This is a genomic window from Streptomyces sp. NBC_00090 (assembly GCF_045160815.1).
In the GTDB taxonomy this organism is placed as follows: domain Bacteria; phylum Actinomycetota; class Actinomycetes; order Streptomycetales; family Streptomycetaceae; genus Streptomyces.
This window is the reverse complement of sequence record NZ_CP108224.1, coordinates 214783-233033: the sequence shown is the minus strand read 5'-3', so window position 1 is coordinate 233033 and position 18251 is coordinate 214783. Positions and strand designations below refer to the sequence as shown.

The window sequence follows — 18251 nt, the reverse complement described above, 5'->3', positions numbered from 1 at the left end:
TGGGTTAGGTTAGGCTTGCCTAAGTAGCGACTTGGGTATCTCCTTCCCCCGTCCCTGGAGAGCTCGGATGCGCCCCTTCAGCACCCACGTCACACAGCCCACGCCCGCGGACCGCGTGCGATCGATCCTGGCCTCGGCCCACTCGATGACGGTCGTGACCGACGGACACCGCCGGGAGGTCCATCTCCTTGACGGAACCGGGCCCATGGGCCACATCCACCTGCACGACCCGTCCGAGGGCGTCCACGGCGGACAGGGCGCGCGCATCCCCGTGCGCCTGGAACTCACCGACATCGCCCCCACCGCCGTACGCGAACGACTGCGGGCGCGCGTCACGCTGACCGGGCTGCTGGGCGCGGGCTACACCCACGACGCCGCCGAATCCACCTGCATGGAGTTCGGCCAGGCACTGCTCGAAGACGCCGACGGGCGCACGTACATCACCCTGGACGAGCTCCACGCGGCGGACGTCGACCCCATCGCCACCGGTGAGGCGGGCATGCTGACCCACCTCGTCGACAGCCACAGCGAACTCGTGCCCCTGCTGCTGCGCCTCGTCCGGCCGCGCCCCGACCGGCGGATGGTCCGCGCCCTCCCGGTCGCCATGGACCGCTACGGAATCACCCTGCGCCTCGAATACCCCGTGGGCCACCGGGACGTCCGACTGCCCTTCCCCACCCCCGTCACGGGCATGGACGAGGCCGGTCCCCGGATCCACGCCCTCCTCTCGACGGCGCGCCGATCCTCGCACCCGAACAGCCTGCTGACCTGAAGTCGCGCGACCCGGCGGCTCCTCAGCGCGGTCCCGGCAGGTAGTAGGGGCGGTTGTGGGCGGCCACCGGCGGGGACTGGAAGGTCCAGGCACCGGCCGCGGGGCGGGTGCCGACCAGGGCGGTCAGATCCTGTCCGAGGTCCGTCGTGTCGTCGTGGACGGTGAGACGGATCCGGCCGGCGTCGGCGGCGGTGTCGAGCGTGTGGTGGCGGTAGGGCTGGTAGAGGTTCATCGGCCCGGCCAGGGCGCGCCCCTCGGCGTCGGTGCCGTAGCCGGTGACCGGGGCGTTGTTGGCCGGGGCCGAGGGCAGGCCGGTGAGATCCGCGGTGAGGGTGAAGACGTCCGCGTCGTGACGGACCACGGAGTCCGAGGCCTCCGGACCCGCCGTCGCCCTGCGGCAGCGGACGGACCAGGAGTCACCGGGCGGGCCGTTGGGGGAGGGCATCGTCGTCTCGAACCAGCCGGGGTGCTTGGGCTCGGCGAAGAGCCGCCGCCCCGCGTCGATGGCGAGCGGGTTGTCGCACAGGACGTGGATGCGGGCGATGCCCAGGAGCCGCGTCTGGTCGAACCCGTGCGCGTACTCCTCGTAGGAGAGCCGGGGCAGCCGGTGGGCCTCCGACGCAGGGTGGGCGATGACGTTGAACTCGATCTCCTGGGTCATGCCGCCGCCGAAGGCGTACTGGGCGAAGTAGAGCTGGTAGTTGAGGGACACGACGGCCCGTCCGTCGAACTCGGCCGCTCTGAGGGCCGGATGGTGCTTGGCCAGCAGGTCCCGAACCGGCTCGGGCTCCACGAGGTAGTCCACCCCGATCTGGTGCAGCGCCCCGTAATGGAAGGGCAGTTGGTACGGCGCGGGGACGGGCGGCAGTGGCAGCGGGGTCACGGGGCGGCTCCAGGGGTGATGACGGCGGGCCTGTCACGGGCGGTCAGCTCGCGGACGATGGCCCCGGCGCTGCGCAGCGCCAGGGCGGCCATGGTCAGGGTCGGGTTGGAGGTGGCGACCGAGGGCATGCTGCCGCAGCCCACGGCGTACAGACCCGGGTGGTCCCAGCAGCGCTGGTCGGAGTCGACGACGGAGGTGGCGGGGGAGTCGCCCATGATGTGGGTGCCGGCGCCGTGGCCTGCTCCCCGGTAGGCGTAGCTCGTGCCCCGGTGCTCGAAGCGGCCCGGCCACGCCGGACCGGCCGGGTGATCGGTGTGGTCCTCGGCGCCGAGGAGGGCGAAGATCCGCTCGGAGACCTGCCTCGCGGCGGCCATGCCCTCCTTGACGTGGGTCGAGAGGTCGTACGAGACCACCGGGCGGGGGAGTCCGAGCGCGTCGCGGCGGTGTGGGTCGAGGGTGATGCGGTTGGACGGATCCGCCTCCTGCTCCATCTCGAACTGGAGGGCGAACTGACGGCCGACCCGGTCCCGGACGGCGGTCCGCAGCGCCGTACCGAAGAGGCCCCGGCCGCGCTCGCCCCCGGTGCGGAGGAGCTCGGCGACATCCCCGTCGACGGGCCCTCTGGCCCACACCCAGCCCCAGTTGCCGATCTCGACGCGGAACGGGGCGCGGGCGCGCCGGGCGGGGCCGAAGCGGAACCCTTCGAGCCCGGAGGTCGAGCCGGGGCCCCGGTACGGGCCGACCGGCTCGGGCAGGAGCCCCCAGGTGAGCAGCACCGGATGGTCCATCAGATTGCGGCCGACCTGGTCGCTGCGGTTGGCGAGGCCGGACATGAGCAGCAGCCGGGCGTTCTCGACGGCGTGCGCGGCGAGGACGACGACGTCGGCGGAGACCGTGTGCCGGGTCACGGGGCGGGAGCCGGACGTGGACCCGGTCCCGGAGCCGGTGCTCCAGGCGAGGTACTCGACCCCGGTGGCACGGCCGTTGCCGTCGACGAGCACGCGGTGGACCACGGCCCGGTCGACCAGCGTCACCGTGTCGCTCCAGCGGGCCTGGGTCTTCAGCGGGGTGTACTTGGCGTGGCTGGGACAGAGGGGGATGCAGCTGGCGCTGCCCCGGCAGCGGCTGTCGGGATCGGGCCGGCCGTACGCGCCCACCGGGACGAACCCGGCGCCGCCGTCGTACCGGGGGTCGGGCGCGCTGTTGCGGCCGTGCGGAGTGCCGGTGACGCGGAGCACGACCGGATCCCCGGTGGCAGGGTCGGAGAGCCGGCGCCCGTCCAGACGAGCCGCGAGGACCCTGTCGAGGTGGCTGGCGGGCAGCGCCCGCATGGGAAAGGCGTACTCCTCGGGGAACGGCAGCCCGACGTGCTCGCGCTGTTCGTCGACGTCGGCCGCGACCCCGATCTCGTACTCGGCGGCCCGGTAGTGGGGCTCCAGTTCCTGGTAGCCGATCGGCCAGCTGCGGCCGTAGCCGAACTCCGCCGTGCGGAAGTCCTCCGGGTGCATTCTCGGCGTCAGGCCCGTCCACACGTTCCCGGTGCCGCCGTTGACGCGTACGTACCCGCTGGCGTACGGGAGGGGGCCCCGCTGGATCAGGTGGCCCTCGGCCGCGAACCCGCCCGAGGAGAGGCCGGTCAGGTCGGTGACCTCGGGCCAGGCCGCCTCGGGGCTCGGGACGTACGGGGAGCCGGGCACCTTGGCCCCGGCGGTGAGGTACGTGTGCAGCGCTTCCCGGTGCCCGGCCTCGGGGTCGGTCGCCGCGGGCCCGGCCTCCAGGACGAGCACCCGCCGCCCCTGCTCACCCAGCCGGCGGGCGACGAGCGAACCGGCGATGCCGGCGCCGACGACGATCACGTCGTACGGCGGGTGCGCGGCGGACCCGTCCCGGGTACTCATCGGACGGCTCGTGGGACGGGTCCTCGGATTGGGCCTGGGACGGGTCCTCGGACTGGTCCTGGGACGGATAGGACGGTTCCTGCGACGGGCCCTACGGCTTCTCCGTCGGGCGGCTCGGACCAGCTGCCGTAGCCGGGCCGGCCGGTGCCGGGCGCGTGCCCGCCGAGGGTCCGCCACACCAGCCCCTCGGCGTAGGCGCGGGCGGAGACCACCGTGGGCGCGGAGCCCGCGGACTCCGTCCAACTGCCCGTGTACCAGAGCTGGGTGATCGATCTGGCGAGTTCCAGGAGCTCCTCGGAGAGTCTCTCGGGCAGATCCCCTGCGGTGACCGGCGCGGTGAGCAGAGCACGGCACGGACCGGCTCCCACCCGGGCCGCGACGAAATCCGCGTACGCGTCGGCCATGCCCGTCTTCTCCAGCTCGGTCACGCCGAAACCGCTGAGTGCCGAGGACAGGGCGACGAACTCCTCCACGCAACCCCAGGCCTCTTCCGAGGTCGATCGCCTCACGTACCCCTCCCTCGACGCATGTCGGTGATCGTTCCCCGCTGCCCGGCGGCGGACGCGTCCAGTTCAGGCCATCAATGCGGGCCCGCCGCGAGCCATGTCCGCCAGACATGGCGGGTGTTCGGCACCTCTGGCCGGTCGAGCAGCCAGAGGACGTAGCCGGCGTGGACCCGCGCCCAGGGATCCGTCGCTTCGGCTGCCGCGCCGAGCCTGCGACGCAGATCCTCGCCGTCGACCGCCCGAGCCACCCGGACGTACTCGCGGTCCTTGCAGCGGTACGCCCGCAGGACGACGAGCTCGACGAGGTCGGTGAGCTTCGTCCTGACCGTCTCGTCGTGGCCGGGGACCGCCAGTTTGCGGATGAGTGACTGCTTCGCACTCCAGGCCTTGGCATGCCGGGTCCACTCCCGCGGGTAGCGCGCTTCCCACTCCAGGAAGAGGAGCCCGTACGGCAGGCCCGGCCAGGCCGTGATGTCGACGCCCGGGTGCGTGCTCCACAACCCCTGGGGGAGGCAGTGCCCGCAGGCCACCGAGTACACGTCACGCGCACGCCGGAAGGCCGGCTCCTGATACTGCTCCTGCGGGCCCAGCGGCAACGTCAGCTGCCACAGCTCGTTCCACCGGTCGAGAGCGTCCTCGGCATTGCGACTCGCCCTGCCCAGACGCGCCAGCGCCGCCGCCCGCACAGCGGGATCGTCCGCGACGAGGCCGAACGCCCAGCCCAACCGCCTGCTCCAGTCACGGGCGGCCGCGTCGCCGTCCGAACCCACTCCTGACACCCCGTCCTCCGTCACGTCGGAGATCTCCTCTCAGTCGCTGCCCCCGGACACGCGCGGCGGATCGGCGCCGGCGTCGTACCGGCGACGCCGCGGCGGTCCTCTACGACCGCGTCGCCGTCCGGCAGCCTCCGTCGGCGGTCTGTGTCCCGTCCGGCATCGAGGTGCTGCGGTCGTAGGGGTCGACGGTCTCGCCGGTGGACGGCTCCTGTCCGCTGCCGAACTCCGGGGTGAGGTAGCCGGTGTGGCCGTCGCAGCCGCCGTTCGTCATGTCGACCTTGTACGAGACGAGCGAGAACGTCCCGGGCTCGGTGATCACCTTCGAGGGGTCGTCCCAGTTCAGCACCGTCTCGCGCCGCACGATCGTGCGCGTGACCTCGTCGCCGCCCGCGCCCGCCCGCACGACCGGATACACGTACGTCACGTCGGCGGTCACCCGCAGGGCGCCGCGCTCGCCCTCCCGGTACGTGATCCGGCCCCGGGTCTTGACGACGTCTCCGACGAGCCGCGCGTGCGACGCGTCGAACCGGCTGAAGAGCAGCAGGGGATCGTCGTCCTCGCTCGGTGCGCGGAACGCGGTCGCCAGGAAGCCCTGGACGTCCTTCTGATGAGGATTGATCAGCGCGATCGCGCGCGCCGGGTGCTCACCCCGCAGTACCCCCGGGTCCAGGTTGGACGCGGTGAGGAAGTCCCGGGTCTGCCCGAGCGCGCGCTCCACCTGCGCCGTACTCATCCAGCCGGTCGCCTTCGCCGCGGGGACCGTGATCCCGGCGGCGCCGCTCGCCCAGTGCGCCGCGGGCGAGCCCTTGAACGGCTCGTCGAGCGTGGGCCGCCGGGCCGGCTCGACGGCAGGCGCCTCGCTCGGGCGCTCCGACTCCTGCGCGAGCGGCTTCCCGTCCCGGCCCTCACCACCGGCCGACGAGCCGATCATCCGCCACGGATCCAGCGCCACCAGCAGCAGAGCCAGCGAGGCCAGGAATCCGACCACGTACCAGCCCTTCCTCCGCCGGGGCCGGGCCACCTGGTACGTGCGCCACCCCTCCGGCGCCGCCGGCTCCGCGCGCAGCCGCCCGGTCACGACACGGGCCCGCGCCGACGGCTCCTTGGGCGCGTCCGCCACCCCGTCGACCGAGTCCCGCAGGAACTGTTCCCACACCTCGTCGGGTACGGACGAACCGCCCCGCTCCCCACCCGTACTCACACCGGACTCCTCGTCTCGCGTACCACCGCGACCCCTCCCCAGGACCGTTCATCCGGATCATGGCACAACGGATCCCGAGCCGATTCCCCAGCTCAAGGGCCCGCCCCGTTCGTCTGAGTACGTGTACTCATGTGCTCCGCAACCGACTTGGGCATGGTGGTGGACATGAACCGACTCTCCCCGGGCTCAGGCCGCGACGACGACCGCGCGGACACGGGCGCCGACATCGGAGCGGGGTGCGGTCTGGTGCTCCTCGAACTGGTCCTGCTCGCAGTGATCTTCGGGGTATGGCTCCTCACGGGGGTGTCCTTCGACGCCGCCGACCCGGGCAGGACCGACTCGCTGTGGGGCTACCTGCCCTGGGTCGGCGGGGTCGGCGCGTTCGCCCTCGTGGCGACGGTGATCGCCGCGCGGGCGAAGGCCACGATGACCGCGATCAGCCAGGGCATGACGGCCGCGCTCGTCGCCGTCATCGTGATCGGCGGGGTCACGGCCCAGAGACAGGAGGACGAACGGCGGCGTCCCGTCCCCGAGCGTCCCGACACGCTGGTGGGATGCCGCAGCGGCGGCGACAGCAGCGAGTGCGCCCGACTCGGGGGCTGACACCGGACGCCGATGTCGACCGGCTCGACCTCCCCGAGCGGAAGTCGACACTTCATGTGATGATCTTTTCTTCGTATTCAGATCCGTCGGGATCCACGGGGGAGAGAACATGGCATACACGGACGCCAACGGCGTCGATCTGTCCGGCGTCACCGGCAGGCTCATCCAGACGGTCGACCTGGTGAAGAACCCGGCACCGCAGGCCATCGCCACGGACACGGTCAACGGACACGTCTTCGTCCTCCAGGTGGAGAGCGCGGCGACGATTCCGCAGGGCAACATGTACCTCAACCGCATCGACCGCCTGACCGGCAAGGTCACCGGCTCGATGCAGCTGAAGGGCTTCGGCCACGGCCTCTCGATGGGCGCGGAGCCCGTGGGCACCGACACGTACCTCTGGACCGAGGTCGGCCCGCTGCACGTCACCATGGAGGACGGCGAGGTCAAGGCCACCTTCGGCAAGGCCGTCACCCGGTTCCTGTTCGAGCCCGGCACGGTCCTCGACGGGAACCTCATACCGCAGGAGCGGAAGTTCACGCCGCCCGGCAGCACATCGGGCACCGGACCTTTCCTCGACCCGGTGAACAACCAGCTCTGCGTCATGTACCACAAGAGCGGCAAGCGCCACTTCACCCGGTACGACCCGGCCGCGGCCGCCGCCGGCTCCTGGGTCCCGGTGGGCACCACCTTCGTCATGCCGGCCGGTGAGGACGTCACTCCCGACGTGCCGTCGTCGCCCTACCCGCTGGAGACGACGCTCGTGTCCCAGGGCTTCGCCGTGCTGGGGGACGTCCTCTACGCGTACCAGTGGGCCCCGTACGACAAGGTCAACAACCCGACGACGGTCCCCAGCGCCTACCCGGGGATCGCCTTCCTCACCTCGTACTCCTGGACGACCGGCGCGCGCCTCGACCGGCAGGTCGTCACCAACGCCGACGGTCTCACCTGGCGGGAGCCCGAGGGCGTCGCCGTGGAGGTCGACCCCGCGACCGCGGAGACCCGGCTGCTCTTCGGCTTCAGCAACACCGTCCCCGGCACCACGGGCTCGCGCGACGTCACCATCGGCTGGTACCCGACGAAGCCCGCGGTCGACGGGGTCAAGGTGCTGGCGGACTGGGAGGACCTGGCCCTGGAGCCCGGTGTCACCCCCGGCGCCCAGCCCCCGCGCGGGCGGCTGATCGCCCTCGCCGGCACCACCTACCTCCAGCTGCGCGGCACCTTCACCTGCACCCCCGGCCTCACCGAGGACAGCAGGGTCGCGACCCTGCCGCACCGACTCCGCCCCACCCACCTGACCCGCCAGAACGTGCCCCGCAACAACAACACCGGACGCTGTGTGTGCCGGATCGAGGCGGACGTGCACGGCGCGCTCTGGGCGTACGGCGCCACCACTGACAACGCCATCACCTGGATCGACCTCGACGGCGTCTCGGTCGCCTGGCGATGAACGCCCGCCGCCCAGCCCCACCCGTCACCCGCGCCGTACCCGGAGCACCTGCCGCACCCACGGCACCCACCACACTCGTTCAGGCGCCCGCCCGCCCCACCCGATCCGGAGGATCGAGCATGACCCAGCACACGACCAGCCGCCGCTCCCTGCTCGCCGCGGCGCTGGCCGCCCCCGCCGTCGCCGTCGGCGCCCCGCTCCTCTCGGCCACCCCGGCCGCCGCCGCGGACCCCGTGGACGGCTGCCAGGTCGTCGTCGACTGGACGGCGATCGTCCTGGAGGCGACCGTGGAGAACGAGGCCGGCGCACCGGCCCAGGCCCGCGTCATCCGCCTCGCGGGTACGGAGTACCTCCAGCTGCGCGGCACCGTCATCTGCGGGTTCACCGCCGACGGCCGTCTCGGCACGCTCCCGGCCACCATCCGCCCGCCCAAGCTGACCCGCGGCGTCTGCCCCCGCAACAACAGCCAGGGCATCAACGCGATCCGCATCGAGGCGAACACGGCAGGCGCCCTCAACGTCTTCGGCCCCCAGGCCACGAACAAGGTGACCTGGATCCAGCTGGACAACTTCTCCTCCGTTCTGCGCTGAGACCGGTACGGAACCCCCCGGTGCGGGTAGTCGGCCCGTGACACCCGGGAAAGGGGAGCAGCATGCGGGAAGAGGGTTCCGAACGGAGACCGCTGTCGGCGGCGGAACTGTTCGACGGTCTGGGCATCGCGTACGAACACGCCTTCGGGCACCTGCCGGCGCAGTTGGCGGCGGTCGACTGGCTCACGGCCCGCCTGGGCCCGGGAGCCCGGGTGCTCGACGTCGGCAGCGGCACCGGGCGGCCGGTCGCCGACCGCCTGGTCCGGTCCGGGTGCGAGGTGACGGGTATCGACGTCTCCGGCGCGATGGTCGAACTGGCCCGGGCGCAGGTGCCCGAGGCCCGGTTCGAGCAGCACGACGTCCGTGACTTCGACGCTCCGCCGGGGAGCTTCGACGCCGTGTGCGCCTTCTTCCCGCTGCTGATGATGAGCAGGGCGGAGGCCTCAGCGGCCCTGGATCGCATGGCGGGCTGGCTGGCGCCCGGCGGCTACCTCGTGACGGCCACCGTGCCGGCCGACGTGGACGGCGTGGAGATCGAGTGGATGGGCCGACGGGTCGAGGTCTCCAGCTTCTCCGTCGAGGAGTACCTGAGGAAGCAGCGGGAGGAGTGCGGTCTCGACGTCCTGCACCACGAGGTCTCGGTCTTCCAGCCGGACGACGAACGGGCGGCCCCGGAGGAGCACCTCTTCTCCTACGCCCGCCGCCCGGACGGCGCGTCGGCCTGACCGGCGACCAGGACCCCGGTCCACGCGTGCCCTCACCGTCCGAGGGCACGCGCGGGCCGGGCGCGGTCGTCGGCAGTGCGACCACCGCCCGTTCGCCACGGGCGGCGCCGAATTCCGGGCGGGACAGGTCCTAGGTGTATTGATCACGAGCGTTGTTAACAGGGTTGGGTCTTGCTCATGGCGAAGACCTCCGGTGTGGTGGAGGTGTCTAGGACTACACCGCACGGAGGTCTTCGTGTCCCACCGTAATGCCCGCCTGACCATCCATGGCAGGCGGCTGCTGGTCGAACGTGTCCGTTCGGGCCGTCCGGTCGCGCATGTCGCGGCCGAGATGGGCATCTCCCGGCCCACGGCCCACAAATGGGTCCGCCGCTGGAAGACCGAAGGCGATGCGGGTCTGGCCGACCGCTCCAGCCGGCCGCACACGACCCCGCACCGGACCCCGGCCGACATCGAAGAACGCGTCTGCGACCTGCGACGGACCCGCAAGCTCGGGCCCGCCCGAATCGGCCCGGTCCTGGGACTGCCCGCATCCACCGCCCACCGGATCCTGACCCGCCACGGGCTGAACCGCCTCGCCTGGATCGACCGCCCGACAGGTCAGGTCATCCGCCGCTACGAACGCGAACGGCCCGGCGAGCTCATCCACGTCGATGTGAAGAAACTCGGCCGGATTCCCGACGGCGGCGGCCACAAGGTCCTGGGCCGCCAGGCCGGCCGGGCCACCCGCTCCGCCATGGGTTTCGACTACGTCCACTCCGCCGTCGACGACCACTCCCGCCTGGCCTACAGCGAGATCCACCCGGACGAGAAGGCCGCGACCTGCGCGGGCTTCCTCACCCGCGCCGCCGCGTTCTTCCACTCCCACGGCATTCCCCGCATCGAGCGGGTCCTGACGGACAACGCGTGGTCCTACCGCAAGGGCCTGGCCTGGAAGGCTGTCCTGGCCGACCTCGGCGCGGCCGGGAAACTCACCCGCGCCTACCGGCCCCAGACCAACGGCAAGGTCGAACGCTTCAACCGCACCCTGCTCGACGAATGGGCCTACCTGCGGCCCTACACCAGCAACACCGAACGGACCGAGGCCCTGGCAGACTTCCTCCACACCTACAACCACCACCGCTGCCACACCACACTCGACGGACACCCGCCAATCAGCCGCGTCAACAACCCTGCGGGTCAATACACCTAGGGCGTGTGTCGAAAGTCCCGCCTGCCCGGCGGCGCCCGGCACGCACGCTCGCCGCGTTGTCGGGATCACCCCGATACATCCAGTATCGGGGCGACCCTCCGCCTTGCGATCGCACGCACCGGACACCGCCGGGCCTGCCCTTCGGGCAGACGGCGCTACTTTCGACACACGCCCTAGCCGTTGACGTCGAGTGCCGTCCCGTACAGGCGGGACACCTTCAGGCGGATGACGACCCGGCGCTCGGCGACCAGCTGCTCCAGGAACGCGTCCTCGTCCTCGGGCTTCGCGGCCTCCGGGATCATCGCCAGCAGCTCGCGCCCGACCGCGTCACCCGCCGAGGTCGTGACCTCGGAGACCTCGGCATCGCCCTCGGCCACGGCGAACGACCACACGTCGCCGCCCGGAACGTGCACGGACGCGCGCGGGTCGCGCCGGAGCTGTGCGACCTTGACGCGGTCGGCGGTGGTGGAGAACCGCACGATGCGCTCTTCGGCGTCCCAGCTGTAGAGCATGGTCGTGAGGTGCGGGTGCCCACTGCGCTTGATCGTCGCCAGGGTGCCGAACTGCTGCGTGCTCAGCAGTTCGGAGAGGGCGTCGTCGGACAGGGCACGGGGTGCTGGGCCTTGAGTCATGACGTGATCAACATCCCTGTGCGACAAGGCATTCCGAGGACGTCTGGGATTTTCGGCCAACAGTTCAGGCCAAACCCTCGTGCGGCCAGGTCCGTGGCACGACCGGCTCCCGTGGGGGGCTCCCGGGTGTGGCACCCCACTGGCCCACCACACCCGGGAGCTCGACACGGGAGCGGATGCCCAGCCGGGCGAAGACGCTCCGGAGGTGGTGGTCGACGGTGCGGGGGCTCAGAGCGAGGCGGTCGGCGACCTCGCGGTTGGTGGCGCCCTGCGCGACGAGGCGCGCGATGCGCTGCTGCTGGGGGGTCAGCTCCCGCGCCACCGACGGATCCGATGCCCCACCGGTGGCGCCACCGGTCGCGCGCAGCTCGGACCGGGCGTGCTCGGCCCAGCCCTCCGCCGCCGCCCGCTCGAAGGTGACGAGGGCGTCGCGCAGCGGGCCGCGCGCGTCGCCCGGGCGTCGGCGGCGCCGGAGCCACGTGCCGTAGGCGAGGAGGGTGCGGGCGCGTTCGAAGTCGTTGCCGCAACTGTCGTGGCGGCGGACGGCCTCACCGAACCAGTACGCCGATTCCTCGCCCTTCGCGAGCAGCGCCCGGCAGCGGGCCAGCTGAGCCGGTGCCGGGCGGTCGATGCCCTGGGCGGCCCAGACCGCGTACTCCTCCGCCGCCGCACGGGCCTCCGCGCTCCGGCCCGACGCGACGGCCGCCTCCACGAAACAGGGGACGGCCAGCATCCGCAGCGCGAAGTGGCCGCCCCGGGGGCCGGGCCGGACGAGTGGCACGAGCCGCGCGGTGGCCTGAGCGGCCAGCCCTCTGCCCAGTTCGTCCCGGGCCAGCGCCCACTCGGCGAGGGTGGCGGCCTGGACGAGACCGTGGGGGCGCGCCGTCGACAGGGCGCGCCCGGCGTGCTCCCTCACCGCCTGCCCGTCGCCCGCCACCGAGGCCACCAGCGCCAGGACGGCGTGCTGGTGCGCGGCCACGTTGTCCTGGCCCGTCAGCTCCGCCGCTCGCAGCCCCTCCCGGGCGGTGCGCGCGGCCCGGCTGTACCGCCCGGCCCGGAGTTCGGCGTAGGCGAGGTGCTCCAGAGCCCGGGGCAGGAGGGCGGTACGGTCCTCGGCCCGGGCGCGGGCGAGCGCCCGGGCGTGGACCCGGGCGGCAGCGGTGGTGTCGCCGAGCACCAGCGCGGCCGAACCCGCTCGCAGCAGGAGCCGGGGATCGTCCGCGGCGCCGTCCCGCGCCACCACCCGCGTCAGCGCGGCACGTGCCTCGTCCAGCCGTACGGCGAGGGCCGCGCTCAACCCGTCGGCGAAGTCGCGCTCCGTACCCCGGGCTCCCCTTCCGCCGTGCAGGGCGGCCAGGCAGCCGGCGACGTCGCCCCCGGCCCAGGCCGCCTCCATCGCGAGGAACCGGGCGTCGGAGGCCTCCGTCGGCGCCCGCTCCCGCAGGAGCTCCGCCGCCTCCAGGAACGCCTCGTGCGCGTCCATGACCGGACCGCCCGCGAGGGCCGCCAGGCCGCGTACCAGTTGGTTGCGGCCGCGGACCAGCGGCGTGAGGGCACGTACGGCGGCGGGCGGCCCCAACCGGTCGGCGCGGTGGCCCTCGCTCCGGGCGAGAACCGTGTCCGGTGCCCGACCCGGTGTCGGGCCGGCATCGGATCCCGTCGCCGAGGCGAGCAGGGCCCGACCGAGGAACGAGTCCTCGAATCGGAGCGTGGCGCCGCTCCTGTGCAGCAGCCCGTCCGCGATCAGGCCGTCGAGCGGCTCGACCGAGGTGCGTGCGGCCCGCGCCCCGGCGAGGACGGCGTCGATGCCGACCTCGTTCGTCGGTGCGTCCGGTCCTCCGGATCCCGTCCGGGCCGCCAGGGCGACCACGGCGAGGAGGCGCCGGGAGTCCGCCGGGAGACGGTCCATGAGGCCCCCGTACACCTCGGCGAGCACGGCGCCGTCGGCCGCCGGTCGCGGCAGGGGCGCGGTCCCCGCGAGGTGGGCGGGGGCGAGGCGCCGTACCGTCGCGGTCAGGACACCCGGGTGCCCCGCCGCCTCGTCGAGCAACTGCCCCTCGACCCACGGGGCAGGGGGCACCGGGCACACGTCGCTCAGGAGGGCCCGTCCACCGGCCGGGGTCAGCCGGCCGAGGCGGACGGTCTCCGCCCCCGGCACGTCGGGGAACCGATGGTGCCTGGCGGCCGACACGAGCCAGGCCACCCGTACCCGACCGGCGTGCGCGTGCCCGCCGAGATCGCGGCGGCCGCCGGGTGCATGACGGCCGGGTGTGTGACGGTCGGGGACGTGACGGCCGGGTTCCTGCCAGGACGCGGTGAGGGCGGCCCGCGAATGGGCGTCCCAGAGATGCAGGTCGTCCAGACAGATCAGCACCGAGCGTCGCGACCCGGAGCCAGGAGCCGTGTCAGAGCCGGATTCGGAGCCGGAGCCGGAGGTGGCTACGAGGTCGGCCACGGCAGCGCCGAGCCCGTCCCCGCCCCGCGCGCGCCGCAGCGCCCTGCGCGCCGCCGACGGGGTGGCGGCGAGGGCGGCGATCAGGGCACGCGCCCCGCTCCACGGCGCGCGATGCCCGGGCGCGGCGATCCGGTACGCCGTGCCGGGGAAGTCGGCGGCTGCCCGGGCGAGCAGCGCGGTGCGCCCCTCGCCGGGATCCGCGGTGACGAACAGAACGCCTCCGGCCCCGGCATCGGCACGGGCCGACAGACGGGCCACCGCGGCGAGTTCGGTCGTGCGGTCGTACAGCCGCGGGCCGGGGGCGGCGGCTTGCCTTGCTCCGCTCACGGCGGTCACGTTACCGACCCGTACGTGACGGGGGAAGGCTCCCGGGTCTGGGCGAGGGCCCAGACCCGGGAGCCCCGTTCTGTGATGGCGCACAGAGCGTCAGGAACCGAGGGGGCAGGTGCCCCGGTATTCGTCGATCGTCAGGCTGGGCCGCGGCAGCGGGCAGAGGAACTGGTCGTAGCGGGTGTCGTCGTCGATGAACCGCTTGAGCCACGACAGGCTGTACTTCGCGATCGTCGTGTTCGAGGTGTTCGGGGTGAAGTGCGTGGCGCCGTTGAGCTCCAGGTACGCCTTGTCGAGCGAACCGGGCAGGCTCTCGTAGAAGGGCTCGGAGTGGGTGGCGACGGGGGCGATGGTGTCGCCGTCCGCGCCGATGACGAGGGTCGGAGTGGTGATCTCCGGCCAGCTCTTGTCCGTGTTCCAGCCGGTGAGCGGAACAGCGGCCTTGAGGGACGGCCGGCTCTTGGCGGCTTCGAGGGTTCCGCCGCCGCCCATGGAGTGACCCATCACACCGAGGCGCGTCACGTCGATACGGCCGCGTACGGCACTGCGCTGGGTCAGGTAGTCGAGCGCGGCCAGGAGCTGCCGTCCACGGCTGTCGGGCTGGTCGAGCGTGGTGAGGGTGTCGATGGTGAACACGACGAAGCCCTGCGACGCCAGACGCGGCCCGAGCCAGGCGATGGAGGACTGGGTCGCGGTGAACCCCGGGGATATCGCGATCGCACCGAACGTGCCGTCGCTCGTGGACGTCGGGTAGTAGATCGTGCCGCCGCCGAAACCGGTGACGGCGAGGGAGGAGACGCCGGTCTCGGCGACGGAGTACGAGCCGCGCAGCGCCTCGATGCTCGAGTTGGTCGGCGCGGGACCGCGCTCGTACGGGTTGGCGGCCGCGGTGCCCGCGGCGGTGTCGGCGGCCTGTACGCCGGGGGCGAGGAGCAGGGTGAGGCAGGTCGCGGCCAGGGCCGCGGCGAAGTGTCGTGTCACGACGGAGTCGTCCTCTCGTGTCGTGGGGCGGCCGCCCACCGGGGGAACCGGTCGGCGGACGCGCCGTGAACTGGCCCGGCCACTGTCTGCGCAGCACGCCGCGCAGGCATCGGCAGAATCACCGGCCTCGGCGATCGGCCCCGCGACGGGGCTCGTGGTGGGACGGTCCGGTCCGGTCCGGTCACGCACCGAACCGGACCGGACCTGACCGGACCATCCAGACTCCCGCGACCCGCGACCCGCGACCGCTGGAGCGACTACGACTACGACTACGACTACGACTACGACTACGACCGCAACTACGACGCGGCCGGTACCGAGTCCTCGAAGGCCGTGCCCGCCGATCGGTACGCGCCCACCTTCGCGGCCACCTGGGCCGGCGTCAGGACCTGGTCCTTCACGTGCAGGACGTAGTCGACCTTCTGGTCGTAGGCGCGCGGCGTCGTCGAGGTCTGGCCCGCCAGGTCGATCAGCCACTGGTTGAAGTTGATCGACATCGGGCGCTCGGGCAGGTACCGGGCGTCGTGACGGCCGAACTCCTGGCCGTCGACGTAGTAGACGATCGCGTGGTCGTCGACGGTCAGCACGAGGTCGTGCCAGCCGGCGTAGCTCGCCCGGACCTCGGAGTGCTGGTTGACGGCCTCCCAGGGGTCGGGCCGGTAGGTCTCCCAGGACGTGGTGTAGAGGATGTTGGCGGGCTCGCCCCAGCCGCCGTTGGGCAGGTACTCGAAGTCGTACTCGGCGTAGTCGTCGGCCATCGGCGCCTTGAGGTCGTTGATGGTGAAGAAGGTCTGGACGACGCGGTCGCCGTCCGGGCCGGACAGCGGGGCGTCGGAGAAGCGGACGCGCGCCGCGTACGTGCCGTTCTTGAACTTCGACGCGCGGGTGAGGATTTCGGTGTGCTTGGTCGACTCGCCGGTGCCGGCGGTCGAGCTCCGCAGGTTCATGATCGAGTTCGTGCCCTCCTTGGCGAAGGTGACGTTCTCGGGGGCCCAGGTGGCGCCGGGAACGCCGGGGCCGCCGGAGTTGGAGCGCACGCTCCAGCCGTGGGCGTTGATCGCCGGGTCCGTGTGGCCGGTGTAGTCGAAGTCGTCGAAGAGCGCGGCACCCGTGGGCGGCGGTGTGGTCGGGCCGGTCGGGCTCGGGCCGGTCGGTGTCGGGGTGGGTTCGTTGCCCGCGGGCGCCGTGCCCCAGACGGGGACGCCGCCGACGGTCGCGGTGACCTTGGACCAGTTGGCGTACGTGGTCTGGCCCGGTCCGAAGGAGTAGTCGTCGTTCTGGTTCAGCGGCTGCCAGTTGGAACGGTGGAAGCGCAGCTGCATGTCACCGGTGTCCGCGCCGGGGGCGAGCGAGCCGGCGCCTGCGGTGAAGCCGACCTCCAGGTAGCGGTCGGCGGTCGCGGTGGGGTTGGCCAGGGTGCCGAAGGTGCCGGTGAGGTTGGCGCAGCCCTTCACGGCCCAGGAGCACGCGTAGGTGTACGACGCTCCCGCGTCGGCCTTGAAGTAGTAGCGCACCTTGACCTGGCTCAAGGGGACGCTCGACGTACCGGTGTTGACCACCTTGAACCAGGGCTCGACCTGGTCGCTTCCGGTGGCGCTCTGCCGGTACTGGACGGTGACGGCCTCACCTGCGGCGGCCGCCGGAAGCGCGGTGAGGGCGGTGGCGCCGAGTCCGGTGACCGCGGCGACGGCGAGCGCGGCGCGCATCCGCGGGTTCGTGGTCCTCGTCCGGTTGCTCGTCGGGTTGCTCATCGGGATTCCTCTCCTCGGGTGGGGTGGGGCGGGGGAGCGAGGCGGCGCGGCACCCCGAGGGTGTCGAGCCGGGTCCTGTGGTGGTGGAGCCGTTCCCTGAAGCCGGGCCAGTCGTGGCGTCCGGTCCAGACGACCTCGGCCAGGGCGCAGAGCCGCGGGAACGTGAGGTACTCGGCGTGCGCCGCGGTGGGTACGTACTCGGTCCACAGCTGGGCCTGGGAGCCGAGGACCCGGGCGGACTCCTCGGGGCTCCAGTCGGCGGGCGCCGGGTCGTTGCCGTGGACCGTGCGCAGGTCGACGACCTCTCCGGCCTGGCCGGGCGGCTCCTCGGGGCTCGTGGACTGGGGGTAGTCGAGGTAGGTGGTGCGGTGGGGCGCCATGATGACGCGGTGTCCGCGACGGACGGCGGTGCGGCCGTGATCGGAGTCGCGCCAGGGCATGACGGTGAAGTAGGGGGGGAGGTCGGCGCCGTTCTCGGTCCAGCTGAGCGGCCGGCGGCCGGCGTCGAGCAGGTGGCGTCCGATCCGCTCCATGAACCAGCCGTGCAGGGCGTCCGGCCCCGGCAGCCCTTCCTCCGCGGCCCGTCGGAGTGCGGCGGGGGAGGTGTGCCACTCGGTGGTGGGGCACTCCTCGCCGCCGATGTGGACGTACGGGGAGGGGAAGACGTCCATCACCTCGTCCAGGACGGTCCGGCAGAAGTCGAGGGCCTGGTCGTGGACGCCGAGGATGGTGTCGCACACGCCCCAGCGGTCCCAGACGTCATAGGTGCGGCCCGGGTGGTTGCCGAGTTCGGGGTAGGCGGCGAGGGCGGCGCGGACATGGCCGGGCATCTCGATCTCCGGCACGACGGTGATGCCGCGCTCCGCCGCGTACGTGACCAGGCCCGTGAGTTCGGCCCGGGTGTACGCACCGCCGTGCGGCACTCCGCCGACCTCGGTGAGCCGGGGGAGGGCCGCGACCGGCATGCGCCAGCCCTGGTCGTCGGTGAGGTGGAGATGGAGGACGTTGAGCTTGTGGAGGGCGAGGAGGTCGACGTACCGACGGAGGTAGGAGACGGGACGGAACCGCCGGGCGACGTCGAGCATGGAGCCGCGCCAGGGGAAGCGGGGCGTGTCGGTGATCTGTACGCAGGGCACGGACCAGGCGATGCCGGTCACGGGTTCGCCGTGCAGGGCCTCGACGGGCAGGAGCTGACGGAGCGTCTGGACTCCGGCGAGGAGACCCTCGGGGCGGGCGGCCCGCAGCAGCACCCCTTCGCTGCCGACGGTGAGGCCGTACCCCTCCTCGCCGAGCCCGGTGAGGGCGCGGTCGAGGGCCAGGACGACGGAGCCGTCCGGGCGCGCGGGCAGGGGCAGTCCGGTGGCCGGTCCGAGCAGGGTGCGCAGCAGTGCGGCCGCGCCCTCGGCGCCGGGTGAGACCTTGAGCGCCGTCGTCGTGTCGAAGGTGAACGTGCCGGGCAGTGGCGAGAGTTGGGTGGGTTCGGGGACGAGTCGGGGCAGGGGCATCGCG

At 72.7% G+C, this 18251-nt stretch carries 16 protein-coding genes; 6 read left to right on the top strand and 10 right to left on the bottom strand.

Features of this window, described 5'->3' with window-relative positions; all coding sequences use genetic code 11:
* Positions 1-67: 67 nt before the first annotated feature.
* A complete protein-coding gene (locus tag OG361_RS01130; protein ID WP_405851371.1) occupies positions 68-772 on the top strand; it encodes a DUF2470 domain-containing protein in 705 nt (234 codons plus the stop codon).
* Between the two features lie 22 nt (positions 773-794).
* On the opposite strand, the gene OG361_RS01125 is transcribed toward OG361_RS01130, so the two are convergent.
* The 5 genes from OG361_RS01125 to OG361_RS01105 form a co-directional block, all read right to left on the bottom strand.
* Positions 795-1655 carry a hypothetical protein gene (locus OG361_RS01125; RefSeq protein ID WP_405851369.1) on the bottom strand — a complete coding sequence of 287 codons (861 nt, stop codon included), beginning with the start codon at positions 1653-1655 and terminating at the stop codon, positions 795-797.
* Complete coding sequence (locus OG361_RS01120; protein WP_405851368.1) at positions 1652-3553, bottom strand: GMC family oxidoreductase; 1902 nt, start codon at positions 3551-3553, stop codon at positions 1652-1654. The genes OG361_RS01125 and OG361_RS01120 overlap by 4 nt, the downstream gene beginning before the upstream one ends.
* A complete protein-coding gene (locus tag OG361_RS01115) occupies positions 3550-4062 on the bottom strand; it encodes a hypothetical protein (RefSeq protein WP_405851367.1) in 513 nt (170 codons plus the stop codon). Before OG361_RS01115 ends, OG361_RS01120 begins: the two co-directional genes overlap by 4 nt.
* 71 nt (positions 4063-4133) lie before the next feature.
* The gene (locus tag OG361_RS01110) at positions 4134-4853 is read right to left on the bottom strand and encodes a hypothetical protein (protein WP_405851366.1); all 720 of its coding nucleotides are present in this window, start codon (positions 4851-4853) and stop codon (positions 4134-4136) included.
* An 85-nt stretch (positions 4854-4938) separates the two neighbouring features.
* Positions 4939-6036: a hypothetical protein gene (locus OG361_RS01105; protein ID WP_405851365.1), complete on the bottom strand. Its 1098-nt coding sequence runs from the start codon at positions 6034-6036 to the stop codon at positions 4939-4941.
* Positions 6037-6201: 165 nt separating this feature from the next.
* On the opposite strand from OG361_RS01105, the gene OG361_RS01100 reads away from it, so the two are divergent.
* From OG361_RS01100 to OG361_RS01080, 5 genes are all read left to right on the top strand, one after another.
* Positions 6202-6639 (top strand): DUF6234 family protein, encoded by a 438-nt coding sequence (locus tag OG361_RS01100; protein ID WP_405851364.1) that lies wholly within the window; start codon positions 6202-6204, stop codon positions 6637-6639.
* Positions 6640-6748: 109 nt separating this feature from the next.
* Positions 6749-8086: a hypothetical protein gene (locus OG361_RS01095; RefSeq protein WP_405851363.1), complete on the top strand. Its 1338-nt coding sequence runs from the start codon at positions 6749-6751 to the stop codon at positions 8084-8086.
* Between the two features lie 119 nt (positions 8087-8205).
* Positions 8206-8676: a hypothetical protein gene (locus tag OG361_RS01090; RefSeq protein ID WP_405851361.1), complete on the top strand. Its 471-nt coding sequence runs from the start codon at positions 8206-8208 to the stop codon at positions 8674-8676.
* A 62-nt stretch (positions 8677-8738) separates the two neighbouring features.
* Positions 8739-9401, top strand: coding sequence for a class I SAM-dependent methyltransferase (locus OG361_RS01085; protein WP_405851360.1), 663 nt, complete (start codon positions 8739-8741; stop codon positions 9399-9401).
* Positions 9402-9636: 235 nt separating this feature from the next.
* A complete protein-coding gene (locus tag OG361_RS01080) occupies positions 9637-10593 on the top strand; it encodes an IS481 family transposase (protein ID WP_405851359.1) in 957 nt (318 codons plus the stop codon).
* Positions 10594-10766: 173 nt separating this feature from the next.
* On the opposite strand, the gene OG361_RS01075 is transcribed toward OG361_RS01080, so the two are convergent.
* The 5 genes from OG361_RS01075 to OG361_RS01055 all read right to left on the bottom strand — a co-directional run bounded on the left by OG361_RS01075 (position 10767) and on the right by OG361_RS01055 (position 18247).
* Complete coding sequence (locus OG361_RS01075; protein WP_405851357.1) at positions 10767-11225, bottom strand: PPOX class F420-dependent oxidoreductase; 459 nt, start codon at positions 11223-11225, stop codon at positions 10767-10769.
* A 64-nt stretch (positions 11226-11289) separates the two neighbouring features.
* The gene (locus OG361_RS01070) at positions 11290-14007 is read right to left on the bottom strand and encodes a LuxR C-terminal-related transcriptional regulator (RefSeq protein WP_405851356.1); all 2718 of its coding nucleotides are present in this window, start codon (positions 14005-14007) and stop codon (positions 11290-11292) included.
* Between the two features lie 99 nt (positions 14008-14106).
* Positions 14107-14991, bottom strand: a complete 885-nt coding sequence (locus OG361_RS01065) for an alpha/beta hydrolase family protein (RefSeq protein ID WP_405851355.1) — start codon at positions 14989-14991, stop codon at positions 14107-14109.
* A 299-nt stretch (positions 14992-15290) separates the two neighbouring features.
* Complete coding sequence (locus tag OG361_RS01060) at positions 15291-16742, bottom strand: cellulose binding domain-containing protein (RefSeq protein ID WP_405851354.1); 1452 nt, start codon at positions 16740-16742, stop codon at positions 15291-15293.
* Complete coding sequence (locus OG361_RS01055; RefSeq protein ID WP_405851353.1) at positions 16739-18247, bottom strand: beta-N-acetylhexosaminidase; 1509 nt, start codon at positions 18245-18247, stop codon at positions 16739-16741. The genes OG361_RS01060 and OG361_RS01055 overlap by 4 nt, the downstream gene beginning before the upstream one ends.
* Positions 18248-18251 lie beyond the last annotated feature (4 nt).